Here is a 23,151-nt window from a genome sequence, read left to right as displayed (position 1 = left end):
TGACCTCGCTTAGCGTGCTGGCGTCAGCGAGATAATCTGGAAACCGTCACCCGCACGCTCAAGCGTGAAGGTCACTTCATCCCCTGGTTTGGCGTCATTCAGCGTGGCGCCGGCAGATAAAGTAAACGGCATGGTCATTGCTGGCCATTTTAGTTCCGGTATGGCCTCGTGCCGGAGCATGACGGCGCTGTCAGAGATCGACTGAACCACGCCGTGGCCCTGCCAGGTCTGGTTTGCCTGAACGGTATAAGAAGCGAAAGAGACGGACGCGCCAACCAGCGCGGAAAGGAATATAGTACGCATGAAAAAACTCCTGTTAAACGTTAAGTAAATGAAAATAAACGAATTAACAGGTTTTTACTCCCGAAACCGGCAGTAGCGGATCGTTGCCGGCGGCCCCACAGCAGGAGGGGTAACGGACCACGCAGAATGGCTTGCAGACGAGCACTCTGGGGTCGTTAAGGTCAGGGTCATGGCGGCAGGCAGCGCCACCAGATGCGGCTGGGCAGGATCTTTTTGTACCTGATCCGGCACACAATGTTTTTCACACAGCGGTGAAGCACCGGCAGCATAATGCGGCCCCGGTTGCGCCATCATCTCCATATGCTGGATGGTGGCCACCTCGCCGCGCAAATCCATTGAACATTGATGGGAGGCGACGGCCACCTGACTCTGGATCAACAGCCAGCCAAACGCCAGCAAAAACATCAGCAGATGTTTTTTGATAAAGCGCAGGCGATATGTCCAGCTGGCGTGCATATTCAGATCGTCGGATAGGGTAAAAGTGAACCGAGTATAAGCAGGCAAAAGAATGAAAGAGAAGTGGTTTTAAAGAGATTTACGTTTTAAATCGATTGTCGGCAAGTAATACTCAAAACCTTAACACTTCACCATCATTTTAATGACATATAATATCTATTCATCAGGTCAATAACGTCTTAATATAAATGACGCAGGGTTAGCAAAAATATCGTCATCAGTGCCTTTAGTAGTCTCTTTCTTGATTTTAATCAGCAAGGACTGGACATTTATTCGGCACATTTCAGCTTCTTTTTTATTGATTATTTGTCTCTCGGGCAGCAAGGATACAGGGGAAATCATGCTTACTTTTCTCGAACTCCTCATTGGAGTCGTGGTCATTGTTGGTGTAGCACGCTACATCATTAAAGGTTACTCAGCCACCGGCGTGCTATTTGTCGGCGGCCTGACGCTGCTGATCATTAGCGCGCTAATGGGTCATCAGGTTTTACCCGCCAGCGAAGCCAGCACCGGATATACCGCTACCGATATTGTGGAATATATAAAAATTCTGCTGATGAGCCGCGGCGGCGATCTGGGCATGATGATCATGATGCTCTGCGGATTTGCTGCCTATATGACCCATATCGGCGCGAATGATATGGTGGTAAAGCTGGCTTCTAAGCCGCTGCAATATATTAATTCCCCCTATCTGCTGATGGTCGCGGCCTATTTCCTGGCCTGTCTGATGTCATTAGCCGTTTCCTCAGCAACGGGCCTTGGCGTGCTGTTAATGGCAACGTTGTTCCCGGTAATGGTTAACGTCGGGATCAGCCGTGGCGCAGCGGCGGCTATTTGCGCCTCTCCGGCGGCGATTATTCTCTCCCCTACTTCCGGTGACGTAGTGCTGGCCGCAAAAGCCGCGGAAATGTCGTTGATTGACTTCGCCTTCAAAACCACACTGCCGATCTCCATCACCGCTATTCTCGGCATGGGCGTGGCGCATTTCTTCTGGCAGCGCTATCTCGATAAGAAAGAGAACGTCAGCCACGAAATGATGGACGTCAGCGAAATCACCACTACCGCCCCGGCGTTTTATTCCATCCTGCCCTTCACGCCGATTATTGGCGTGCTTATTTTCGACGGCAAATGGGGCCCGCAGCTGCACATCATCACTATCCTGGTGATCTGTATGCTGCTGGCGGCCATCTTGGAGTTCGTTCGTGGTTTTAATACCCAGAAAGTGTTCACGGGTCTGGAAGTTGCCTTCCGCGGTATGGCGGATGCCTTCGCGGGCGTGGTGATGCTGCTGGTTGCCGCGGGGGTGTTTGCCCAGGGGCTGAGCACCATCGGCTTTATTCAGAGCCTGATCTCTATCGCCACCTCGTTCGGCTCGGCCAGTATTATCCTGATGCTGGTGCTGGTGGTGCTGACCATGCTGGCGGCGATGACGACCGGCTCCGGTAACGCGCCGTTCTACGCCTTTGTTGAGATGATCCCTAAGCTGGCGCACTCCTCCGGCATCAACCCGGCTTACCTGTCCATTCCGATGCTTCAGGCCTCCAACCTGGGCCGTACCATTTCTCCGGTATCGGGCGTGGTGGTTGCGGTTGCGGGGATGGCGAAAATCTCTCCGTTTGAAGTGGTAAAACGCACGTCAGTGCCGGTGCTGGTTGGCCTGATTATCGTTATTATCGCCACCGAAGTGCTGGTTCCCGGCGCTGCCTAAGCGAAATTCCTGATTTCCAAAAAGCGCCTGCGGGCGCTTTTTGTGCTTTAATAACCCCCAGAAATTAATCGCGCCCAACCAATCAGGAAAGCAAATGTTCAGGAAGGATATCGTTATCCCGTCTGGCGCAGTAGCGCTTGCACTCTGTGTCTTCTCAATTCAGGCAGATCCGCTTAAGCCAACCCAGTACGGCGATTTCGATCGCTACGTTCTGGCCCTTTCCTGGCAAACCGGATTTTGCCAGAGCATGGTCGAACGTAACCGTGACGAACCGGAAGAGTGTCGCCTGCAAAAAGAGAGCAGCAACAAAACCGATTTTCTGACCGTCCACGGCTTATGGCCCGCGCTGCCGAAATCTATTGCCGCTCGCGGAGTGGATGAACGCCGCTGGATGCGCTTCGGCTGTGCCACTCGTCCGGTTCCGAATATGCCGGAAGCAAAAGCCAGCCGCAAATGTGACGCCGCAGAGACCGGACTATCGCTAACCGGCGCGGCGAAGCTGAACAGCGTGATGCCCGGCGCGGGCGGCAACTCCTGCCTTGAACGTTATGAATACGCGAAACACGGCGTCTGCTTTGGTTTTGATCCCGACGCTTACTTCGGCACCATGGTGCGCATGAACCAGGAAGTGAAGCACAGCGCGGCAGGAAAATTTCTGGCGGAAAATTATGGCAAAACCGTCCGCCGCAGCGACTTCGATGCAGCCGTGGCCAAAAGCTGGGGGAAACAGAGCGTAAAAGCGTTCAAGCTTACCTGCCACGGCAATCCGGCTTATCTGACCGAGATGCAGATCTCGCTGAACGCCAGCACCATCAACAACCCGCTCTCTGCCGGCTCCTTTGCGCCACAGCCGCATCCGGGCAACTGCGGCAAACAGTTTGTCATTGATAAAGCCGGTTACTGATGCTGCGCCGGGCACCTTTTTGCCCGGTTTTTCATTGATTTCCGTGATATGACGATTAACCTCACACTTCCGCTCACACGCATCATTTTTCCAGCTAAAGCATTATTAATCCGGTAAACATCACTGAAACCTCCCCGCCATAATCATGGCGTTATCTACAGGAGGAATTTCACATGGCTAAAAAACTGATTGCACTGTGCGCCTGCCCGATGGGCCTGGCACATACCTTCATGGCAGCCCAGGCGCTGGAAGACGCAGCGACGGAAGCCGGTTATGAGGTAAAAATTGAAACCCAGGGCGCGGACGGGATCCAGAATCGCCTGACCCCACAGGATATTGCCGACGCTGACATTATTATCCACGCCATCGCGATCACCCCGGAAGACAATGAGCGCTTCGAAACGCGCGACGTGTATGAGATTACGCTTCAGGACGCCATTAAAAACGCGGCAGGCACCCTGAAAGAGATCGAAGAGATGATTGCAGCAGAACAATAATAATCCTCACACCCAGGGGTTTTCGTCATGGCTATTAAAAAACGCAGCGCGGTTCGCCCGGACAGTCACGAGGGTGACACACTTGCCATCAAATCCGCACCGGTTGCCGCCAGTGCGTCTTTCTGGAAAGAGCTTCCACAGCACATTATGTCGGGGATATCCCGCATGGTGCCAACGCTTATCATGGGCGTGGTTATCCTCGCCATTTCACAGCTCATCGCCTACGTCTGGCTGGAGATCCCGCCTGACACCGGTATTCTCGACGCGCTTAACTCAGGCAAATTCACCGGTTTCAATCTCTCGGTATTGAAATTTGGCTATCTGACCGAATCGTTCGGCGGGCTGCTGTTCAGCTTCGCCATCCCGATGTTTGCCGCCTTTGTTGCCAACTCTATCGGCGGAAAGCTGGCCTTCCCGGCCGGGTTTATCGGTGGCCTTGTCGCCACGCAGCCGACGCTGGTGCTGAACTTTGATGCGGAAAAACTGACCTGGCTTGCCACCAAACCCGTGCCCTCCACGTTTATTGGCGCGCTGATTATCGCCATAGCCGCAGGCTATCTGGTCAAATGGCTGAATAGCCGTATTAACGTACCGCAGTATCTGCTGGCCTTTAAAAGCACCTTTCTGATCCCAATCCTCTCGGCGCTGTTTGTGATGCTGGCGATGTATTACATCATCACGCCGATTGGCGGCTGGCTGAATGCAGGTATGCGGACCGTACTGCTGGCGGCGGGTCAGGCGGGCTCCATGATGTACGCCATCGGGATGGCGGCGGCCACGGCGATCGATCTCGGCGGCCCCATTAACAAAGCGGCGGGATTTGTTGGCCTGGGGCTGACAACCGATCATGTCCTGCCCATCACCTCCCGCGCCGTGGCGATTGTTATTCCGCCCATTGGTCTGGGGCTGGCCACGCTGATTGACCATCGTCTGACCGGCAAACGCCTGTTTAGTCCGCAGCTTTATCCGCAAGGCAAAACGGCCATGTTCCTCGCCTTTATGGGCATCAGTGAAGGGGCCATCCCGTTCCTGCTGGAAAATCCGCTTGCGACGCTGCCGGCGTATATGGCGGGTGCGATCGCGGGTGCGATGACCGCCACCGCGCTCGGTGCCGTGCAGTGGTTCCCTGAATCGGCGATCTGGGCGTGGCCGCTGGTCACCAATCTGGGGGCGTACATGCTCAGTATTGTGGTCGGGGCGGCGATCACCGCGCTGTTGGTCGTGATTATTCGTAACAGTCTGCACAAGCGCGGAAAACTCGCTATCGACACGCTGTAACGGGGTGAACCATGGAATTACTGAGAAGGCTTCATGCCTGGCTGGCTGCGGAAAAACTGGACGGCGTGCTCATCTCTTCGCGCCAGAATAAACAGCCGCATCTGGGCATTTCAACCGGTTCGGGATATGTGCTGGTGACACAAACCGCGGCACATATCCTGGTGGATTTCCGTTACTACAGCGATATCGCTTCACGAGCGGCGGGCTATGAGATGCACCTGCTTAACACGGAGAACCCGTTTGCGCAGGCGGTGAATCAGATTATTGCGAAGGAAGATCTCACCCGTCTTGGCTTTGAGGGTGAATACGTGAGCTGGCAAACAGGCGTGCTGTGGCACGATACGCTAAATACCAACCTTTGCAGCACCTCGCTAGACGCGCTGCGGCAGATAAAAACCGCTGACGAAATCGACCGTATCCGTGCAGCGTGCGGCATTGCCGACCGCGCCGCACAGCACATCCGGCGTTTCATTCAGCCCGGTATGCGCGAGCGTGAAGTCGCTGCCGAGCTGGAGTGGTTTATGAAGCAGGAGGGTGCGGACAAGCCCTCTTTCGACACCATTGTCGCCAGCGGGCCGCGCGGTGCGCTGCCCCACGGCAAAGCCTCTGACAAAGTGATTATGCCTGGCGAGATGATCACCCTTGATTTCGGCGCCCAACACCAGGGGTATTGCTCGGATATGACAAGGACCTTTCTTGTCGCCGGGCAAAACACGCCGCCGGAGGAGCACCCTCTCTATGCGGTGTACCAGATCGTTCTGGCGGCACAACAGGCGGCCATTGATGCCATCCGCCCCGGCGTTTCCTGTCATCAGATCGATAGCGCCGCACGTTCCGTGATTGAACGTGCAGGTTACGGTCCGCAGTTCGGGCATAACACCGGTCATGCCATTGGTATTGATGTCCATGAAAATCCACGTTTTTCCCCTACCGACCGCACCCCGTTGCAGCCCGGCATGGTGCTGACCGTTGAGCCGGGGATCTACCTTGAACACCAGGGCGGGGTACGAATTGAAGATGTGGTGCTGGTGACGGAAACGGGCGCCGAGGTGCTTTATACCCTCGACAAACGGCTATTGCTGACGGGAGAACAAGAGTGGACAGAGATTTACTGCACGCCCTGAGCGAAGCAGACGCCATTGCGGCCTCAGAGCAAGAGGTGCGCGACATCCTGCTCAGTGAGGCGCAAAAATACCATAAAGAGGTTCAGTTTGATGGGCTGGGTTCCGTGCTTATCCGCGTCAACCAGAGCCGGGGCCCGAAGGTGATGGTCTGCGCCCATATGGATGAAGTCGGTTTTATGGTGCGTAGCGTCTCGCGCGAAGGGGCCATTGATGTCCTGCCCATCGGCAACGTGCGCATGATGGCCCGTCCCCTTCAGCCGGTGCGCATCACCACGCGTAACGGGGAAAAAATACCGGGCCTGCTGGATGGAGATCTGAAAGGAGAAAACGTTGACAATTTGCGTGTCGACATTGGCGCGACGTCGGCGGAGGAGGTGTTCGCCGCCGGTATCGACGCAGGCGACCGCGTGACGTTCGATACACCCTTTCAGACCCTTCCCCACAATCGGGTGATGGGTAAAGCCTTCGACGATCGTCTCGGCTGTTACCTGCTGATTGCGCTGCTGCACGAGCTGCACCAGACGCCGCTCGACTGCGAGCTTTGGCTGGTGGCCAGCTCAAGTGAAGAGGTCGGCCTGCGCGGCGGCCAGACCGCCACGCGCGCCATTCATCCTGATATCGCGCTGGTGCTGGATACCGCCTGCTGGTCAAAAAATTTCGATTATGGCAGCGCCAACCATCGCCAGATCGGTGCGGGCCCGATGCTGGTGCTGTACGACAAAACGCTCATCGCCCCAGCCAAACTGATTGCGCTGGCTGAGACGATCGCGCGCTCGCAAGGGATCCCGCTGCAAAAAGACATGTTCAGCAACGGCGGAACGGACGGCGGGGCGATCCATCTCTCCGGCACTGGCGTGCCGACTCTTGTGCTTGGTCCCCCGACCCGACACGGGCACTGCGCGGCATCCATTGCCGACGAAAAAGACATTCATCACACCCAACAACTGCTTGTCGCGCTTGTGGCATGCATGAACCGTGAGACCGTGGATCATCTGACGGACTTCAGATGCTGATCTCACGCGGCCAGGAGGAAGTATGCTTTCAATTGAATTTTTCTGCCCACTGCCCAACGGCCTGCATGCGCGTCCGGCCTGGGCGTTAAAAGAGCAGTGCAGCGCATGGCGCAGCGACATCCGTTTTATCAACAGAAGGCTTAACACTCACGCGGATGCCAAAAGCTCGCTGGCGCTGATCAGTACCGGTACGCTGTTTAATGACAGCTGCGTGCTGGAAATTAACGGCAGCGACGAGGAGCAGGCCCGACGCGTGCTGGAGGCGTATCTCACCGGCGCGTTTATCGACAGCGACAGTATTCCCTCCGGCGACGCGCCGCACGTTGCGCATCCCCTGCCCCGTTCGCTTGTAAGGCTTGCTCCCCACCTTCAGCACGGCATTACGCTCGCCAGTGGCATCGGGGCTGGCACTCTGCGAGGCTGGCAGAGCGATAACCTCAAACGTTATTGTCAGATCCCCGCCTCGCCGGAAGATATTACCCGCCTGGAACACAGCCTGGCGACGCTGGCTGAACAGCTCAACCACCGTCTGCGCGGGCTGGACGGCGAGAGTAAAACCATTCTCAGCGCGCATCTTTCGCTGATCCAGGATGAGGAGTTTGGCGGCACCATACGCCGACTGATCGCCGAGGAGCGGCTAAGCCTTGCGGAGGCGATCATTCGTAACATGGAGCTGATCTGCGACAAGCTGTCGCTCTCCGCCAGCGACTACCTGCGTGAACGCGTCAGCGATATTCGCGACATCAGCGAGCAGCTTCTTAACATTACCTGGCCGGAGTTACAGCAAACCTCCGCATTCACCCTCAGCGCCCCCACCATTCTGGTGGCGGAAGATCTGACGCCCAGCCAGTTTCTCAGCCTCGACACGCAGTACCTGAAAGGCATGGTACTTGAAAAAACAGGCCGGACGTCGCACACGCTGATCCTGGCACGCGCGGCCTCCGTGCCTGTGCTGAGTGGTTTAACGGTCGCCTCGCTGGCGCCGTTGATGGGAAAAGAGGTCATTCTGGACGGCATCTGTAGCGTGCTGGTCGTTGAACCCAACGACGCGGTGAATGATTACTACAGCGTGGCGCAGCGCCTTGCCGACCGACGCCACCAGCAGCAGATCAAAGATGCGGGTCTTCCAGCGCTCACCCGCGACAACGTACCGGTAGAGATTGCCGCCAACATCGGCAGCGCGCTGGAAGCGCCCGGGGCGTTTACCTGCGGCGCGCAGGGTATCGGGCTGTTTCGCACTGAAATGCTGTATATGGACAGAGACTCCGCGCCGGACGAGCAGGAGCAATTCGAAGCCTATCAGCAGGTGCTGCTCTCCGCGCAGGGCAAGCCGGTCATCTTTCGCACAATGGACATCGGCGGCGATAAGCAGATCCCTTACCTGAACATACCCCAGGAAGAAAACCCGTTCCTCGGCTATCGTGCCGTTCGTATTTATCCTGAATTTGCCGATCTCTTCCGCACCCAACTGCGCGCGATCTTACGCGCAGGTGCCAGCGGCAATGCGCTGTTGATGATCCCGATGGTGCACAGTCTCGATCAGATTTTATGGATCAAACAGGAGCTGCAAAACGTTCGTGACGCCCTGGCCTCACAGGGGTTACGTCACACCGCGCACCTGCCGCTGGGGATCATGGTTGAAGTGCCTTCAGTCTGCTTTATCATCGATCACTTCTGCGAAGAGGTGGATTTCTTCAGTATCGGCTCGAACGATATGACTCAGTATCTCTACGCTGTCGATCGCAACAACCCGCGCGTTTCGGCGCTGTATAACCCCATCACACCATCTTTTTTACGCATGGTTCGCCAGATAGTCACCGCAGCGCATCGTCACGGGAAATGGGTCGGCATTTGCGGGGAACTTGGCGGAGAGCAGCGCTACCTCCCTCTTCTGCTTGGTCTGGGCTTAGATGAGTTCAGCATGAGCGGGCCGCGCATCCCTGCGGTAAAAACCCAGCTGCGTCAGCTGGACATGGCGGCCTGCCGGGCGCTGGCAGATAAGGCCTGCGACAGCCGCAGCGCAGAGGAAATTGAAGCCCTGCTGGCGGATTTCACACCGGAAGCGCCGCCGCGTCCCTTGCTGGCGCTGGAGACTATCGTGGTCAATGAGCCGCTGACCTCAAAAGAGCAGGTGCTTCAGTTCTTATGCGGAAATCTTGCGATTCATGGCAGGACCGAAAACCCGCTGGAGCTTGAAGAAGATCTCTGGCAGCGCGAAGAGATTGTCACCACCGCCGTCGGGTTTGGCGTGGCGATCCCTCACACCAAATCGCAATGGATACGCCACTCCAGCATCAGCATTGCACGCCTGGACAGGGCGATTGACTGGGAGTCGGATTTGGGCGACGTCGAGCTGGTGATCATGCTGACGCTCGGCGCTCAGGAAGGGATTAATCACGTGAAGGTCTTTTCCCAGCTGGCGCGGAAGCTGGTCAATAAAACGTTTCGCGAGTCGCTGTTTGCAGCAACGACGCCGCAAAGTATCCTGGATCTGCTGAACGCTGAAATCACGTTCTGACTGTCACTGAAAGCGTGCGCGATACTCCCCCGGCGTCAGGCCAAACTGGCGCCGGAACAGACGGCTAAAATAGTCGCTATCGGCATAGCCGCAGCGCTTCGCCACTTCCCCCACCGGCAGGTGGTATTTTTGCAGGATGGTTCTCGCCTTCGCCATACGCACCCAACGAACGTAATCCACAAAACTCATCGTCCCCTGTTGGGAGAACAGGCGTGACAGATGGTTAGCCGAAATATTAAACAGCGCGGCGACGCTGTCCCGCGACAGGGATTCAGCATAGTTTTCCTGCACCCAGTTACAAATGCTCTGATAGAGGAAATCCCCGCGCGACAGTCCCGGTTCAGGCAGCGAAGACACCACTTTCCGGCACCAGTGCAGCAGGCTCAGCACCAGCGGTTGAATAATGGCCTGATCCTGCGGGGAAGCGCTCAGGTGCGTCAGGGCCATCAGCATCGCAGCACATTCGCCTCGTTCAGGGTGAGGAAGCTCAACGTGTCGCTGTGCAGGCACCGATTGGCCGTGACGGGAATCATGAAACACCAGCCCCAGCCACGACGGCGCAAAAAGGATGCTCAGCAGCATGACCGGTCGTTCAAACACCGGGACGCTGGCGGCCTGGGCGGGAAGGAACAGCATTTCCCCCTGGCGGAGGGTCTGCTGCCCGGCAACCAGTCTGTTGCCATATTCCCCGCGAAGAACGACGTCAAGCCGTGGCCAGTCGCGGCTCACGCTTCCGACAGCGTCAGACGCGCCACGATGAGCAAACCAGACTCGCCCCAGCTGCTGTGGGTTGAGCACCAGGCCGCTCAACAGATCGGCAAAAAACTGCTGATCGGCGGGCAACAGGGTTGCGCGCATATCACCCCCTGCGCGCATCCGGGCGTACCAGGTCGAAGCGATGGCTGTCACTGATGGCGTAGTAGGCCGTCGGTCCACCCGCACGCAGAATGGGCTGCGCTTTCGCGGTCTGGTAAATCCCCTCTTCCAGCAAACTTTCGGCGATATGGACGCCCACGACTTCGCCGAGCACCAGCCAGGTATCAATCGGCGTCCCATCCGCGCCGGTAAGCTGAATGCACTGTGACAATCGACACTCGAAATTCACCGGGCTTTCCGCCACGCGCGGCGAGCTCACAAGCTGGCTGGCTACGGGCGTCAGGCCTGCAAAGGTAAATTCATCCTCGCCATGAGGGAGCGTGGCGGAGGTTTCATTCATCGCCTCGGCCAGATCGCGCGTTGCGAGGTTCCAGACAAACTCCCCCGTTTCGGTAATATTCCGCACGCTATCCTTCCAGCCGTTGCTGGAAAAACCAATGATCGGTGGGCGATAGTTAAAGCAATTAAAGAAGCTGTACGGGGCAAGGTTCAGTTGACCGGCCTTATCACAGGATGAGATCCAGCCAATCGGACGTGGACCGATAATGGCGTTCAGCGGGTCGTGCGGCAGGCCGTGCCCCTGAGACGGTTGGTAAAAGTACATATCGCTCTCTCTACGCTGGGGCTGCAACGCGCATTGCCCGGGTTCAGTTTTTCCAGCGTAACGAAATTTCCGTTCAGCGTGAATCGGGACGCCGGGTTTATTGCCAAAAATTCATATGGCGCATGATTGTGACCTTCATCACTTCAAACTTACGGTTTCAGACAGTATCATCAGATAAGTTAAACCCTCGCTGCCAGACGGCGAGGGTTTTCTTTTGGATTGGTTTCTGCGTTACACGCAGCATTAACGACATGGAGTAAAAATGTCCAGACCTACGATTATCATCAATGAACTCGACGCAGAACGTATTGACCGACTGTTGGAGAAACCAGAATTCGCCTCGCTGCCGGTAGCCGATGCGCTGAACGAAGAGCTCGACCGGGCGCAGATGTGTACGCCTGAGACCATGCCGCATGATGTGGTCACCATGAACAGCCAGGTGAAGTTCCGCAACCTGACCACCGGAGAGGAGCTCACTCGTACGCTGGTCTATCCGGCGCAGATGACCGATAGCAGCACGCAACTGTCGGTGCTGGCACCCGTGGGCGCAGCGCTGCTTGGACTGCGCACGGGCGATACCATCCACTGGGAACTCCCGGGCGGCGCCTCAGCTCACCTGGAAGTGCTTGAGCTGCTCTACCAGCCCGAAGCCGCTGGCGATTACCTGCGTTAATCCCTTCTGAACAAGCGACCCCGCTTTGCACAGAGGATGCACCCGCATCCTCTTTCCGCAAATTCACCCTATTGTGCTATACCGGACAAAAACCGCTTAATCCACGCTTAGTCTGTTGTAGTGCCGTGGGGACGGTCATGGGTGAGATACTTGTTATCACACTGGTTTTTCTCATCATCCTGGCGATCCTCGTCGTGGCGGTGCTGTATCTTGAGCGCCACTGGTGAGTGAGGAACCTCACACAACGCCGCCGGGGAAGGCATTCACCAGTCCCTTCACTTTCTGCTGCGCTGCCTCCGGGGTGTCTGCGCCAGGCACCAGGATCACCTTGCGGCACTCCTCCTCCCGTTTTTCGAAGATCTTATAGGCGCGTTCCGCATCAGCCAGCGGAAGATAGTGGGTCACAATATCTTCTGGGGTAAGCAGCCCTTTTTCGATGAGCGGCAGCAGCTCTCCCAGCCAGGCATGGACGTGGGTCTGCCCCATCTTAAAGCTCAGCCCTTTATCGAAGGCATCGCCAAACAGGAAGCCGTGAATAAAACCGGCGTACACGCCCGGCACGCTGACCACGCCGCCGCGCCGCACCGCAGCAATGCACTGGCGCAGGGCTTTGCCGCTGCTGCCTTCAATTTTCAGGTTACTGAGGATCGTTTCCGTGGTGCTGCCTTTGGCCTCAAACCCGACGGCATCAATCACCGCATCCACTCCGCGCTGTCCGGCCGTTTGCTCAATGATTTTCTCCGCCGCGTCGTTATCGTCATCAAAGTTAATCGGGATCGCGCCGTAGCGCTCCTGGGCAAACCGCAGTCGATAGGGATGATGGTCAACCACGAAAATCTGCTCTGCGCCGAGAAGCCGCGCGCAGGCAATGGTCAGTAACCCCACCGGCCCGGCCCCGAATACGGCGACGCTGGAGCCTTTCTGGATCTGCGCATTTTTTACCGCCTGCCAGGCGGTAGGCAGAATATCTGACAGGAAAAGCGCTTTGTCGTCAGACAGCAGCTGGGGCACTTTAAACGGCCCCACGTTGCCTTTCGGGACGCGCACATACTCCGCCTGTCCGCCCGGCACGCCGCCGTAAAGATGGCTGTAGCCAAACAGCGCGGCAGGGGCGGGAATTTGCTTTTTGTTCAGCGCCGCGCCCTGCCCGCGATTCGTGTTTTCGCAGGCCGCGTACTGTTGCATCTGGCAAAAGAAGCAGTCACCGCAGGCAATCACAAACGGGATCACCACCCGGTCACCTTTCTGCACGTTTTTCACTTCGCTCCCGCACTCCACCACCTCGCCCATAAATTCATGACCAAAGATATCGCCGTGCTGGACCTTGGGAATTTTTCCGCGATAAAGATGCAAATCAGAACCACAGATCGCCGTGGCCGTTACGCGCAGGATGATATCGTCAGGCTGTTCGATGCCCGGATCGGGGACATTATCGACCCGAACATGATGTGGACCGTGATAGGTGAGAGCTTTCATGCAACCTCCGAAAGGGTGTGGGTAAGCTTATAAAAGGGTAGCTACCTCTCGGGATCTGCCCCGGAATCCGGCTGTTTTGAGATTTATCCTGGCGAGATAAAAAAGTGCTGTCGGGATTACAGAAACCTTTTATATTTTGTGGTTGAATGATTACAGCGTTTATAAACAAGGAGAAACGGTTATGTATCAAACAATCATTATGCCGGTTGATGTTTTCGAAATGGAACTGAGTGATAAGGCTGTACGTCACGCGGAATTTCTCGCGCAGCAGGACGGAGTTATTCATCTTCTGCATGTTTTACCGGGCTCTGCCAGCCTGAGCCTGCATCGTTTCGCTGCTGATGTGCGTCGTTTTGAAGAGCATTTACAGCATGAAGCCGAGACACGCCTGCAAACCATGGTCGGGCACTTCAGCATCGATCCTTCCCGCATCAAAACCCACGTCCGGTTCGGTAGCGTGCGCGACGCCGTTAATGAGCTGGCGGGGGAATTAAATGCCGACGTGGTAGTGATTGGTTCACGTAACCCTTCCATCACCACTCACCTGCTGGGGTCGAACGCCTCCAGCGTGATCCGCCACACCCACATTCCGGTGATGGTCGTGAGATAAAAAAAGAGGCCACCTTTTGGTGGCCTCTGGCATTGCAGGTGTCGTCTTGCTTTCTTTTATTATGCGGTTTTGGTGCGGATCAGATAATCAAACGAGCTCAGCGACGCTTTCGCACCTTCGCCAGTGGCGATGATGATCTGTTTGTACGGCACGGTGGTGCAGTCGCCCGCCGCAAATACGCCCTTCACGCTGGTTTCGCATTTCGCATCAATGATGATCTCGCCCATGCGGTTGCGCTCAATCGCGCCTTCCAGCCAGGTGGTGTTTGGCAGCAGGCCAATCTGAACAAAGATCCCTGCCAGCGCCACGCTGTGAATATCGCCACTCACGCGGTCACGGTATTCCAGACCGGTCACTTTGCTGCCGTCGCCTTTCACTTCTGTCGTCTGGGCATTGAGCACAATATCGACGTTATTCAGGCTACGCACCTTATCCTGCAACACCTGGTCCGCTTTCATCTCCGGGGCGAATTCCAGCAGGGTAACGTGTTCAACAATTCCCGCCAGATCGATAGCCGCTTCCACGCCGGAGTTACCGCCGCCGATCACCGCTACGCGTTTACCTTTGAACAGCGGGCCGTCACAGTGCGGGCAATAGGTCACGCCTTTGGTGCGATACTGATCTTCGCCCGGGACGTTCATGTTGCGCCATTTCGCGCCGGTGGCAATGATCACGCTGCGCGCCTTCAGCACCGCGCCGGACGCCGTTTCAATCTGGTGCAAACCACCCTCGACCGCGGCCGGAACCAGTTTGCTGGCGCTCTGGCTATCAATGACATCCACGTCGTAGTCGCTGACGTGCGCTTTCAACGCCCCGGCCAGCTTCTGGCCTTCGGTTTTCGGCACGGAAATGTAGTTTTCAATGTCAACGGTATCCAGAACCTGACCACCGAAACGCTCGCCCATCAGACCGGTACGGATCCCTTTACGTGCGGAGTACACCGCCGCCGCTGCGCCCGCCGGGCCGGAGCCAACAATCAGTACGTCGTACGCATCGCGTTGGTTCAACTCTTCCGCCGCACGTTTTTCTGCGCCGGTATCCACTTTGGCGACGATTTCGGTCAAGGTCATACGCCCCTGGCCGAACTCCTGACCATTCAGGTAAACCGCCGGAACGCCCATCACGTTGCGCTCGGTGATTTCGTTCTGGAACGTACCGCCGTCAATCGCCGTGTGCTTAATGCGTGGGTTGAGGACTGACATCAGGTTCAGCGCCTGCACCACGTCCGGACAGTTATGGCAGGAGAGTGAGTAATAGGTTTCAAACTCAAAATCACCGTCGATATCGCGGATCTGCTCCAGCAGCGCCTGCGCTTCTTTTGACGGATGACCACCGGTCCACAGCAGCGCCAGCACCAGGGACGTAAATTCGTGCCCCAGCGGAGAGCCCGCGAAACGCGGCCCCTGGTCAGACCCTGGGTTGGCGATCAGGAAAGAAGGCTTACGGACTGCCAGCGTGTTGTCTTCTTTGAAGGTCACCTTCGGCGACAGCTCAGCAATCTCTGTCAGCAGCGCTTTGATTTCTGCCGATTTCGCGCTGTCGTCCAGCGTGGCAATCAGCTCAACAGGTTTGGTCAGTTTCTCAAGGTAGGCCTTGAGCTGGGTTTTCATGTTAGCGTCGAGCATTATTCTTCCCTCTCTTAAAACGTCATCATGCAAGCCGCCTTATACGGGCTGCCTGAATGCAACTTGCATCATGGTGCTGGAATGAAATGGGCGCGGGGAGCGCCCATTGATTGCCGGGTGGCACTTCGTTTACCCGGCCTACGATACTGTAGGCCTGTGCAAGCGTAGCGCCGCCAGGCTTTACAGACTTAGATCTTGCCGACCAGGTCCAGAGATGGAGCCAGCGTCGCTTCGCCTTCTTTCCATTTCGCCGGGCACACTTCGCCTGGGTGAGAAGCAACGTACTGAGCCGCTTTCACTTTGCGCAGCAGGTCAGATGCATCACGGCCGATACCTTCAGCGGTAACTTCGATAGCCTGGATAATGCCCTGCGGGTCAACAACGAAGGTCGCGCGGTCTGCCAGGCCTTCATCTTCACGCATGTTGTCGAAGTTACGGGTCAGGGCGCCAGTCGGGTCGCCGATCATCGCGTATTTGATTTTCGCGATAGTTTCAGAGCTGCTGTGCCACGCTTTGTGGGTGAAGTGGGTATCGGTAGAAACAGAGTAAACGTCTACGCCCAGCTTTTGCAGTTCTTCGTAGTGGTCTGCCACGTCGCCCAGTTCGGTCGGGCAAACGAAGGTGAAGTCAGCCGGATAGAAGAAGAACACGCTCCAGCGGCCTTCGGTATCTTTCTCAGTTACTTCGATGAACTCACCGTTTTTGAACGCCTGGTTTTTGAAAGGTTTAATTTTGGTGTTAATCAAGGACATCTGTACTTCCTCCGTGTTTTCGTTGAGATGTAAGGTAACCAACTTTGTTCATCGGGGCTAATGCGTATGCTTTATCAAATCAATCAGCCAAACCTTACAACAGCAACAAGACAGCAAGGTGAACCTTTTACAGGAAAGCCTGAAAGTAAAAAGGCCGCCTCAACGGGCGGCCCTGATACCTGAATTCCCCGCAGGTACATTCAGTGCCAGCCGAAGCTGGCGTTGCGTTGCGCTCTACATACCTTGTATCAAGGCCGTAACAGCGGTTTGATTACAGCATCCGTGCGCGCATTGAGCAATGCATAAGAGAGATAGTCCTGCCTATGGTTGTGATAGGCAGAATCGAACAGGTCTCAGAAACGTTATAAATTTAATTTCATTATAAATTTCGCGCTATATATAAATGCCAGTTGTCATTCAAATAATTCAATCACACTTTAAAGATAAAATTATCTTAATAAATCTTGAAATTGTGTTTCAATAATCCAAAGCCGTGATATATTAAGATCACTTAATTTTTAAATTAAGCGAGTTACCCCCACGGATTGTTAAAGGTAACTTCCCTCTGTCGTACTCCATGATGTGATAACGACAGCAAACACAGCACACTCAGGACGAAACATGGCCAACCTCTACGACCTAAAAAAATTCGATCTCAATCTGTTAGTCATCTTCGAATGCATTTACCAACATCTCAGTATCAGTAAGGCTGCCGAGACACTTTATATCACGCCATCCGCCGTGAGCCAGTCGCTGCAACGTCTGCGTGGCCAGCTCAATGACCCCCTGTTCATCCGCTCAGGTAAGGGAATTACGCCGACCACGGTGGGCACCAACCTGCATCATCATCTTGAACAGAATCTCAACCAAATTGAGCAGACGATCAACATGATGCATCACTCGGACATCAAGAAAAAGTTCGTTATCTATTGCTCTCAAATGATGTCGCCCGGCTATATGCTCGAACCAATGAAGCTGCTAATGTCAGAGGAAAATTACGAGATAGAACAACGAGATATGCTTATCTCTCCGGAATCCGCAGAGGACCTGCTCGCCTACCGTAAAGCCGACCTGATCTTTACTATTGCCCCAATTAAGAATCGCTCTGTGGTGTGTTCTCACTTTGCCACGGTGCCAATAGCGTTAATCTGCCGAGAAAACCATCCAAGACTCGCCGATACGGTCAGTCTTGAAGCGTTATACCGGGAAAAATTCACCTTTTACCAGAGTGCGCACCCGGGCGTTAAAGAGTTCCAGAATCGTGCCAATGACCTTTTCCCGGAAAGAGATATTGCTTTTCGCACGGACTCCATCATTTCGCTAATCTCCATGGTCAGTTCATCTGATCTGTTAGGCTTTATACCCGTATCAATCTATGAAGCCTATAAAGAGACGTTAAAAATAAAACGGATCGCCGACCCATTTGAATTGCCCGAAATACATGTCTATATGCTTTACAGCCGTTCATCGCTGAACAGCAGCGTTTTTTCAACGTTCATTGAGAAAATGCATAAACTCTGTCTTTCCGCTCCATCTGCGTAAAATCATTTATATGATGAATATAAAAATCGCAAACTGAAAAAATGATCCCGTGAAAATAATGAAAAAAGATTTCATAATATCGTCTTAATTTTTTCCAGACATTTAGCACGCAGGATGCGATTAACCATGTCGATCTATAAAATCCCTTTACAGGAAAATGTTTTAGACGCTTCAGCGGAACGCATAGACTGGACGCTAAACAATTTCTCCAGGGTATGCGTTTCCTTTTCCGGTGGAAAAGATTCTACCGTGATGCTGCATCTCGTTGCCCAGCAAGCACGGCAATTAAAGCGAAAAATAGATGTCATCTTTCTGGACTGGGAAGCGCAATTCTCCTCAACCATTCAGCATGTTGACACGATGAGAACGCAGTATCGGGATGTTATCCATCAGTTCTGGTGGGTAGCGCTTCCGCTCACGACCCAGAACGCCCTGTCACAGTTTCAACCTGAATGGCAGTGCTGGGAACCCGGGACAAACTGGGTTCGCCAGCCACCGGAAGATGCCATTACCGATTATCACTATTTCGATTTTTATCAGCAGGGAATGACGTTTGAAGTCTTCGTGCGAGAGTTTGCCGAATGGTATGCGCAAAAACGTCCTGCCGCCGTCATGGTGGGGATCCGCGCCGATGAATCCTACAACCGCTTTCTGGCTATCGCGTCGGCACGTAAGCAGCGCTTTTCTGACGATAAACCCTGGACGACCGTCGCACCGGGCGGGCACACCTGGTATATCTACCCTTTGTACGACTGGAAAACCGCCGACATCTGGACGTGGTTCGCGAAATCGAAATGTTGCTATAACCCGTTATACGACCTGATGTACAAGGCGGGGGTGCCGCCGCGTTATATGCGCATCTGCGAACCGTTTGGCCCGGAACAGCGTCAGGGCTTGTGGCTCTATCATGTCATTGAACCCGAACGCTGGGCGGCGATGTGTGAGCGTGCCTGCGGGGTGCGCAGCGGCGGTATTTATGCCGGGCACGATAACCATTTTTATGGCCACCGGAAGATCCTGAAACCAGACCATCTTGGCTGGCGCGAATACGCCATGCTGCTACTCGACAGCATGCCGCAAAATACGGCGGAACATTACCGCAATAAAATCGCGGTTTATCTCCACTGGTATCAAAAGCGAGGCATGAACGATATTCCCGATACGCAGGAGGGTGACATTGGTGCAAAAGATATCCCCTCCTGGCGACGCATTTGTAAGGTTTTACTCAACAATGACTATTGGTGCCGGGCACTTTCGTTTAGCCCAAATAAGCCCAAACACTATCAGCGCTACAGCGACAGAGTGAAAGCAAAACGCAAGGAATGGGGGATTTTATGCAACAACGAATAATCACCGAAATGGAAACGTACCTTCAGGCACTTTCTGAGGAAGAGCGAATAGCCGCTATTAATGCGTTTCGTCAGGCATTACATGAAATCAGCCCTTTTCGCGATCAGCCCGTCGATTGCGTATTGTGGATAAAAAAGACAAACATCAGCGCTAACGATTACAACCCAAATAACGTCGCGCCACCGGAAAAGCGGCTGCTCAGCAAGTCACTGGAGCTGGATGGATTCACACAGCCTATCGTGGTGACGGAAAATGCGCCACAGCACTACGAAATTGTCGATGGTTTTCACCGCCATGATATCGGCAGTAACCGGGCGACCCTGAAGCGCCAGCTTAAGGGTTACCTTCCTGTCACCTGCCTGCGTAAAGCGCGGCAGGAAAAGTTCGACCGCATGGCTGCGACCATTCGCCACAACCGCGCGCGCGGACGCCACCAGATCAACGCCATGTCAGAAATCGTGCGCGAGCTGGTGCTTATGGGCTGGAGTGAGCAGAAAATTGGCCAGGAGTTGGGTATGGACAGCGATGAAGTACTGCGTCTGAAGCAGATCAACGGTCTGCTCGAACTCTTCGCAGACCGTCGTTTTTCTGAAGCCTGGACGGTGAAATAGTCAGAGCGCGTTTAACCGCGCTGCCGCTGCCAGCAGCGTCGATTCCTGCTTCGCAAAGCAAAGTCGGATCAGCTTATGCGGGAAGGGATCGGCGCAGAACACCGACAGCGGAATGGCCGCCACGCCCACCTCTTTCGTCAGCCACTGGCAGAAACTCACGTCGTCCAGATCGGAAATCGCGCTGTAGTCGGCCAGCAAGAAATAGGTCCCTTCACAGGGTAAAATCTCCAGACGGCTTTTGCTCAACGCAGCCACAAACCGATCCCGACGCGCACGGTAGAAATCCGGTAGCTCACGGTAGTGTCCGGGTTCGCTGCGCAGCATATCCGCCAGCGCCAGCTGAGCGGGTGTGTTCACCGCAAACGTCAGATACTGATGCACTTTACGCAGCTCAGCGCTGATGGCGGCGGGCGCCACGCAGTACCCGACCTTCCAGCCGGTCATATGGTAGGTTTTGCCAAATGACGATACCGCGATTGCACGCTCACGAAGCTGCGGATGCGCCAGCACGCTGGCATGCCCCTCTTCGGCGAAGCAGATATGCTCATACACCTCGTCGCTCAGAACATAGATTTCACGTTCGGCGATGGCCTGCCACAGGGCGGCAAAATCGCTCTTCTGCCACACCGTCGCCGATGGGTTGTGCGGCGTATTCAGGATCACCAGCCGGGTTTTATCGCTCAGCAGCGCGGCAAACGCCTGCCAGTCCGGACGAAAATGCGGCGGCTGGAGCGCCACGCGTTTCACTACGCCGCCGGCCAGTTCAATCGCCGGGGCGTAGCTATCGTAGCTCGGGTCAAAACAAATCACCTCATCGCCCGTACGCACCAGGGCGGTTATCGCCGCATACAGCGCTTCGGTCGCCCCTGCGGTTACCGTGATATCGCTGTTCGCATCAGGTTTATAGCCATACAGCTCAGCCGTTTTATCCGCAATGGCTTCACGCAACGCCTGCACGCCGGTCATCGGCGCGTACTGGTTGGCTCCCTGCGCCACGTGGTACGCCAGACGCTCCTGCAAATATTTCGGCCCGTCAAAATCCGGGAAACCTTGTGAGAGGTTAATGGCGTTGTGCTGCTGCGCCAGGGCGCTCATCTGGGTAAAAATCGTCGTGCCGAGATTTGGAAGTTTACTCTGTAGGATCAACGGGTTATTGCTCATTGTAGTGTGCCTGCCTGTAATACTTATGTTGCTGACACTATAACACGATGTTAGTCTTTGGCAATCAAGACGCTTAGACGTCTAAACGATATAAATATTCCTGACCGAGAGGGTAAAAGGAAATGACAGACAACCTGCAACTCACACACCTGGTCGAGGCCTGCCGCTGGATTGGCGCTAAAGGCTGGGCGCCCGCTACCGGCGGCAATATGTCCGTGCGTCAGGATGAACACCTGTGCTGGCTGAGCGAATCCGGAAAAGATAAAGGCAGCCTGACCACCGCCGATTTTCTACAGGTTGAAATCGCCACCAACCGTGCGCCGTCTGGCCGTAAACCGTCGGCAGAGACCGGGCTGCATACCCTCATCTATCGCCTGTTTCCCGAGGCTAACGCCGTCCTGCACGTTCACACTGTCAATGCCACGGTGCTGTCGCGTCTGGTCAACGAGGCCGAGCTGAAGATCACCGGTTTCGAGATGCAAAAATCCCTTACCGGGCAGACCACGCACCAGGATACGGTGGCCATCCCGGTGTTTGATAACGACCAGGACATCGACGCCCTCGCCTCGCGCATCGCCCATTACGCGCAGGAACGCCCGCTTAATTATGGTTTTCTTCTGCGCGGTCATGGCTTAACCTGCTGGGGACGCGACGTGGCCGAAGCCCGCCGTCATCTGGAAGGGTTAGAATTCTTATTTGAATGCGAAATGCGTTTACGACAATGGGAGAGAGTATGATTCGCGCGATTGTGACGGATATTGAAGGGACCACCAGCGATATCCGTTTTGTCCATGATGTTTTGTTCCCCTACGCGCGTGAGCGGCTGGCGGCCTTCGTGACCGCGCAGCAGTACGCCGAGCCGGTCAAATCGATTCTGGACAACCTGCGCGATGAAATCAGCGCTCCGCATGCCAGCGTCAGCGATCTCATCAACGTACTGTTTACCTTTATGGATGAAGACCGCAAATCGACGGCGCTCAAAGCCCTGCAAGGCATCATCTGGCAGGACGGTTACGTCAACGGTGACTTTACCGGACACCTCTATCCTGACGTACTGCCCGCGCTGGAAAAATGGAAGGCGCAAGGGATTGATCTCTATGTTTATTCCTCTGGCTCCGTCACCGCGCAGAAACTGTTATTTGGCTACAGCGACGAAGGTGATATTACTCATCTGTTCAGCGGCTATTTTGATACCCACATTGGCGCCAAGCGCGAGATGCAGTCTTATCAAAATATTGCGGCGCAAACGGGCATTGCCCCGTCGCAGATCCTGTTTCTGTCGGATATTCATCAGGAGCTGGACGCAGCTGAGCAGGCGGGTTTTCGCACCCTGCAACTGATTCGCGGTGAAGATGACGGCGCAAGCCATCATCATCAGATCCACCAGTTTGACGAGATTAATCCGGAGCAAATCCCTTCATGAGCGCATTGACCATTTATTCCGATAAAGACGCCAGTCAACACCAGTGGCACAGCGCCGACGCCGCCGAGATTGCCCAACAGCTCAACGCCAAAGGCGTGCGGTTTGAACGCTGGGCGGCGGATCGCGATTTAGGGCACGATCCCGCGCCTGAAGCCGTGATCGCGGCCTATCAGCATGCGATCGACAAGCTGGTGGCAGAGAAAGGTTACCAGAGCTGGGATGTGATCAGCCTGCGCGCCGACAATCCGCAGAAAGAGGCGCTGCGCGCGAAGTTTCTGAACGAACACACTCACGGTGAAGACGAAGTGCGCTTTTTCGTGGAAGGGGCGGGATTGTTCTGCCTGCACATCGGCGATGAAGTGTATCAGGTGCTGTGCGAGAAAAACGACCTGATTTCCGTTCCCGCGGGCACGCCGCACTGGTTTGATATGGGCTCAGAGCCGAACTTTACGGCGATTCGTATTTTCGATAACCCGGAGGGTTGGGTGGCGCAGTTTACCGGGGATGCGATTGCGGATGCATACCCACGCCTAAAATAATATCCAAATAAACAAGTACAGTTCCTTCAAGATGAAGGAACTTTTATAAATTATATCTTATTCTTAAATTTGCGAAGCAAATCACAAATACTTTACTTCATTCAATAA

General features: G+C 55.0%; 24 protein-coding genes. 16 read left to right on the top strand and 8 right to left on the bottom strand.

Features of this window, described 5'->3' with window-relative positions; genetic code table 11:
* Nucleotides 1-9 precede the first annotated feature (9 nt).
* Both KTH07_RS03650 and KTH07_RS03645 read right to left on the bottom strand, forming a co-directional pair.
* Nucleotides 10-303, bottom strand: a complete 294-nt coding sequence (locus tag KTH07_RS03650; protein ID WP_017694319.1) for a copper-binding protein — start codon at nt 301-303, stop codon at nt 10-12.
* Between the two features lie 54 nt (nt 304-357).
* Nucleotides 358-759, bottom strand: a complete 402-nt coding sequence (locus KTH07_RS03645; protein WP_032620077.1) for a hypothetical protein — start codon at nt 757-759, stop codon at nt 358-360.
* A gap of 340 nt (nt 760-1,099) precedes the next feature.
* On the opposite strand from KTH07_RS03645, the gene dcuC reads away from it, so the two are divergent.
* The 7 genes from dcuC to ptsP all read left to right on the top strand — a co-directional run bounded on the left by dcuC (nt 1,100) and on the right by ptsP (nt 9,801).
* Complete coding sequence (gene dcuC / locus KTH07_RS03640; RefSeq protein WP_017382481.1) at nt 1,100-2,467, top strand: anaerobic C4-dicarboxylate transporter DcuC; 1,368 nt, start codon at nt 1,100-1,102, stop codon at nt 2,465-2,467.
* A 94-nt stretch (nt 2,468-2,561) separates the two neighbouring features.
* A complete protein-coding gene (gene rna, locus KTH07_RS03635) occupies nt 2,562-3,371 on the top strand; it encodes a ribonuclease I (RefSeq protein ID WP_003858741.1) in 810 nt (269 codons plus the stop codon).
* 173 nt (nt 3,372-3,544) lie between these two features.
* Entirely contained in the window at nt 3,545-3,868 is a 324-nt protein-coding gene (locus KTH07_RS03630) for a PTS fructose transporter subunit IIB (protein ID WP_017382483.1), read from the top strand.
* Between the two features lie 27 nt (nt 3,869-3,895).
* Nucleotides 3,896-5,146: a PTS fructose transporter subunit IIC gene (locus KTH07_RS03625; RefSeq protein ID WP_063161957.1), complete on the top strand. Its 1,251-nt coding sequence runs from the start codon at nt 3,896-3,898 to the stop codon at nt 5,144-5,146.
* A gap of 11 nt (nt 5,147-5,157) precedes the next feature.
* On the top strand, nt 5,158-6,270 hold the full coding sequence (gene ypdF / locus KTH07_RS03620) for an aminopeptidase (RefSeq protein WP_023303287.1): 1,113 nt from the start codon (nt 5,158-5,160) through the stop codon (nt 6,268-6,270).
* The gene (ypdE, locus tag KTH07_RS03615; RefSeq protein WP_032620081.1) at nt 6,243-7,283 is read left to right on the top strand and encodes an aminopeptidase; all 1,041 of its coding nucleotides are present in this window, start codon (nt 6,243-6,245) and stop codon (nt 7,281-7,283) included. Before ypdF ends, ypdE begins: the two co-directional genes overlap by 28 nt.
* 22 nt (nt 7,284-7,305) lie before the next feature.
* The gene (gene ptsP, locus KTH07_RS03610) at nt 7,306-9,801 is read left to right on the top strand and encodes a phosphoenolpyruvate--protein phosphotransferase (protein WP_032620084.1); all 2,496 of its coding nucleotides are present in this window, start codon (nt 7,306-7,308) and stop codon (nt 9,799-9,801) included.
* A 3-nt stretch (nt 9,802-9,804) separates the two neighbouring features.
* Here the strand turns inward: ptsP and KTH07_RS03605 are convergent, their stop codons facing one another.
* Together KTH07_RS03605 and KTH07_RS03600 are read right to left on the bottom strand one after the other, a co-directional pair.
* Nucleotides 9,805-10,659, bottom strand: coding sequence for an AraC family transcriptional regulator (locus KTH07_RS03605; protein ID WP_023303284.1), 855 nt, complete (start codon nt 10,657-10,659; stop codon nt 9,805-9,807).
* 1 nt (nt 10,660) lies between these two features.
* Nucleotides 10,661-11,281 carry a flavin reductase family protein gene (locus tag KTH07_RS03600; protein ID WP_003858756.1) on the bottom strand — a complete coding sequence of 207 codons (621 nt, stop codon included), beginning with the start codon at nt 11,279-11,281 and terminating at the stop codon, nt 10,661-10,663.
* Between the two features lie 262 nt (nt 11,282-11,543).
* Between KTH07_RS03600 and rnk the strand changes: the two genes are divergently transcribed.
* Nucleotides 11,544-11,954 (top strand): nucleoside diphosphate kinase regulator, encoded by a 411-nt coding sequence (gene rnk / locus KTH07_RS03595; RefSeq protein ID WP_006809650.1) that lies wholly within the window; start codon nt 11,544-11,546, stop codon nt 11,952-11,954.
* Nucleotides 11,955-12,091: 137 nt separating this feature from the next.
* A complete protein-coding gene (yldA, locus tag KTH07_RS23535; RefSeq protein WP_015571155.1) occupies nt 12,092-12,181 on the top strand; it encodes a small membrane protein YldA in 90 nt (29 codons plus the stop codon).
* Nucleotides 12,182-12,191: 10 nt separating this feature from the next.
* Here the strand turns inward: yldA and KTH07_RS03590 are convergent, their stop codons facing one another.
* Nucleotides 12,192-13,430, bottom strand: a complete 1,239-nt coding sequence (locus KTH07_RS03590; protein WP_023303283.1) for a zinc-dependent alcohol dehydrogenase — start codon at nt 13,428-13,430, stop codon at nt 12,192-12,194.
* A gap of 181 nt (nt 13,431-13,611) precedes the next feature.
* On the opposite strand from KTH07_RS03590, the gene uspG reads away from it, so the two are divergent.
* Complete coding sequence (uspG, locus tag KTH07_RS03585) at nt 13,612-14,040, top strand: universal stress protein UspG (protein WP_006809652.1); 429 nt, start codon at nt 13,612-13,614, stop codon at nt 14,038-14,040.
* A gap of 59 nt (nt 14,041-14,099) precedes the next feature.
* Here uspG and ahpF read toward each other — a convergent pair whose 3' ends face one another.
* Nucleotides 14,100-15,665 (bottom strand): alkyl hydroperoxide reductase subunit F, encoded by a 1,566-nt coding sequence (ahpF, locus tag KTH07_RS03580; RefSeq protein ID WP_017382489.1) that lies wholly within the window; start codon nt 15,663-15,665, stop codon nt 14,100-14,102.
* Nucleotides 15,666-15,853: 188 nt separating this feature from the next.
* The gene (gene ahpC, locus KTH07_RS03575; RefSeq protein WP_014882974.1) at nt 15,854-16,417 is read right to left on the bottom strand and encodes an alkyl hydroperoxide reductase subunit C; all 564 of its coding nucleotides are present in this window, start codon (nt 16,415-16,417) and stop codon (nt 15,854-15,856) included.
* Between the two features lie 621 nt (nt 16,418-17,038).
* Between ahpC and KTH07_RS03570 the strand changes: the two genes are divergently transcribed.
* The 3 genes from KTH07_RS03570 (at nt 17,039) to KTH07_RS03560 (ending at nt 19,920) form a co-directional block, all read left to right on the top strand.
* On the top strand, nt 17,039-17,959 hold the full coding sequence (locus KTH07_RS03570; protein WP_032620085.1) for a LysR family transcriptional regulator: 921 nt from the start codon (nt 17,039-17,041) through the stop codon (nt 17,957-17,959).
* A gap of 126 nt (nt 17,960-18,085) precedes the next feature.
* The gene (locus tag KTH07_RS03565) at nt 18,086-19,309 is read left to right on the top strand and encodes a phosphoadenosine phosphosulfate reductase (RefSeq protein WP_032103104.1); all 1,224 of its coding nucleotides are present in this window, start codon (nt 18,086-18,088) and stop codon (nt 19,307-19,309) included.
* Nucleotides 19,294-19,920 carry a ParB/RepB/Spo0J family partition protein gene (locus tag KTH07_RS03560; protein ID WP_023303279.1) on the top strand — a complete coding sequence of 209 codons (627 nt, stop codon included), beginning with the start codon at nt 19,294-19,296 and terminating at the stop codon, nt 19,918-19,920. The genes KTH07_RS03565 and KTH07_RS03560 overlap by 16 nt, the downstream gene beginning before the upstream one ends.
* Here KTH07_RS03560 and KTH07_RS03555 read toward each other — a convergent pair whose 3' ends face one another.
* On the bottom strand, nt 19,921-21,081 hold the full coding sequence (locus tag KTH07_RS03555) for a pyridoxal phosphate-dependent aminotransferase (protein ID WP_063161958.1): 1,161 nt from the start codon (nt 21,079-21,081) through the stop codon (nt 19,921-19,923).
* 122 nt (nt 21,082-21,203) lie between these two features.
* Between KTH07_RS03555 and KTH07_RS03550 the strand changes: the two genes are divergently transcribed.
* The 3 genes from KTH07_RS03550 to KTH07_RS03540 are packed head-to-tail and all read left to right on the top strand — an operon-like array spanning nt 21,204 to nt 23,043.
* Nucleotides 21,204-21,818: a methylthioribulose 1-phosphate dehydratase gene (locus KTH07_RS03550; RefSeq protein ID WP_017382494.1), complete on the top strand. Its 615-nt coding sequence runs from the start codon at nt 21,204-21,206 to the stop codon at nt 21,816-21,818.
* Complete coding sequence (gene mtnC / locus KTH07_RS03545) at nt 21,815-22,504, top strand: acireductone synthase (RefSeq protein ID WP_017382495.1); 690 nt, start codon at nt 21,815-21,817, stop codon at nt 22,502-22,504. Before KTH07_RS03550 ends, mtnC begins: the two co-directional genes overlap by 4 nt.
* On the top strand, nt 22,501-23,043 hold the full coding sequence (locus tag KTH07_RS03540; RefSeq protein WP_017382496.1) for an acireductone dioxygenase: 543 nt from the start codon (nt 22,501-22,503) through the stop codon (nt 23,041-23,043). The genes mtnC and KTH07_RS03540 overlap by 4 nt, the downstream gene beginning before the upstream one ends.
* The last annotated feature ends 108 nt before the right edge of the window (nt 23,044-23,151 follow it).

It is taken from the genome of Enterobacter cloacae complex sp. ECL72 (assembly GCF_019056635.1).
GTDB classification, from domain to species: Bacteria; Pseudomonadota; Gammaproteobacteria; order Enterobacterales; family Enterobacteriaceae; genus Enterobacter; species Enterobacter hormaechei_C.
The sequence above is the reverse complement of the archived record's forward strand: the minus strand, read 5'-3'. Positions and strand labels throughout refer to the sequence as shown.

What these genes read in the sequence shown, in the direction of transcription:
- ypdF (WP_023303287.1), top strand. Translation starts at nt 5,158, where the DNA reads ATGGAATTACTGAGAAGGCTTCATGCCTGGCTGGCTGCGGAAAAACTG.
- KTH07_RS03555 (WP_063161958.1), bottom strand. Translation starts at nt 21,081, where the DNA reads ATGAGCAATAACCCGTTGATCCTACAGAGTAAACTTCCAAATCTCGGC.
- KTH07_RS03625 (WP_063161957.1), top strand. Translation starts at nt 3,896, where the DNA reads ATGGCTATTAAAAAACGCAGCGCGGTTCGCCCGGACAGTCACGAGGGT.
- ptsP (WP_032620084.1), top strand. Translation starts at nt 7,306, where the DNA reads ATGCTTTCAATTGAATTTTTCTGCCCACTGCCCAACGGCCTGCATGCG.
- rna (WP_003858741.1), top strand. Translation starts at nt 2,562, where the DNA reads ATGTTCAGGAAGGATATCGTTATCCCGTCTGGCGCAGTAGCGCTTGCA.
- KTH07_RS03605 (WP_023303284.1), bottom strand. Translation starts at nt 10,659, where the DNA reads ATGCGCGCAACCCTGTTGCCCGCCGATCAGCAGTTTTTTGCCGATCTG.
- ahpF (WP_017382489.1), bottom strand. Translation starts at nt 15,665, where the DNA reads ATGCTCGACGCTAACATGAAAACCCAGCTCAAGGCCTACCTTGAGAAA.
- KTH07_RS03600 (WP_003858756.1), bottom strand. Translation starts at nt 11,281, where the DNA reads ATGTACTTTTACCAACCGTCTCAGGGGCACGGCCTGCCGCACGACCCG.
- rnk (WP_006809650.1), top strand. Translation starts at nt 11,544, where the DNA reads ATGTCCAGACCTACGATTATCATCAATGAACTCGACGCAGAACGTATT.
- KTH07_RS03630 (WP_017382483.1), top strand. Translation starts at nt 3,545, where the DNA reads ATGGCTAAAAAACTGATTGCACTGTGCGCCTGCCCGATGGGCCTGGCA.
- KTH07_RS03570 (WP_032620085.1), top strand. Translation starts at nt 17,039, where the DNA reads ATGGCCAACCTCTACGACCTAAAAAAATTCGATCTCAATCTGTTAGTC.
- KTH07_RS03540 (WP_017382496.1), top strand. Translation starts at nt 22,501, where the DNA reads ATGAGCGCATTGACCATTTATTCCGATAAAGACGCCAGTCAACACCAG.
- ahpC (WP_014882974.1), bottom strand. Translation starts at nt 16,417, where the DNA reads ATGTCCTTGATTAACACCAAAATTAAACCTTTCAAAAACCAGGCGTTC.
- dcuC (WP_017382481.1), top strand. Translation starts at nt 1,100, where the DNA reads ATGCTTACTTTTCTCGAACTCCTCATTGGAGTCGTGGTCATTGTTGGT.
- yldA (WP_015571155.1), top strand. Translation starts at nt 12,092, where the DNA reads ATGGGTGAGATACTTGTTATCACACTGGTTTTTCTCATCATCCTGGCG.
- KTH07_RS03645 (WP_032620077.1), bottom strand. Translation starts at nt 759, where the DNA reads ATGCACGCCAGCTGGACATATCGCCTGCGCTTTATCAAAAAACATCTG.
- KTH07_RS03560 (WP_023303279.1), top strand. Translation starts at nt 19,294, where the DNA reads ATGCAACAACGAATAATCACCGAAATGGAAACGTACCTTCAGGCACTT.
- KTH07_RS03565 (WP_032103104.1), top strand. Translation starts at nt 18,086, where the DNA reads ATGTCGATCTATAAAATCCCTTTACAGGAAAATGTTTTAGACGCTTCA.
- KTH07_RS03650 (WP_017694319.1), bottom strand. Translation starts at nt 303, where the DNA reads ATGCGTACTATATTCCTTTCCGCGCTGGTTGGCGCGTCCGTCTCTTTC.
- uspG (WP_006809652.1), top strand. Translation starts at nt 13,612, where the DNA reads ATGTATCAAACAATCATTATGCCGGTTGATGTTTTCGAAATGGAACTG.
- mtnC (WP_017382495.1), top strand. Translation starts at nt 21,815, where the DNA reads ATGATTCGCGCGATTGTGACGGATATTGAAGGGACCACCAGCGATATC.
- KTH07_RS03590 (WP_023303283.1), bottom strand. Translation starts at nt 13,430, where the DNA reads ATGAAAGCTCTCACCTATCACGGTCCACATCATGTTCGGGTCGATAAT.
- KTH07_RS03550 (WP_017382494.1), top strand. Translation starts at nt 21,204, where the DNA reads ATGACAGACAACCTGCAACTCACACACCTGGTCGAGGCCTGCCGCTGG.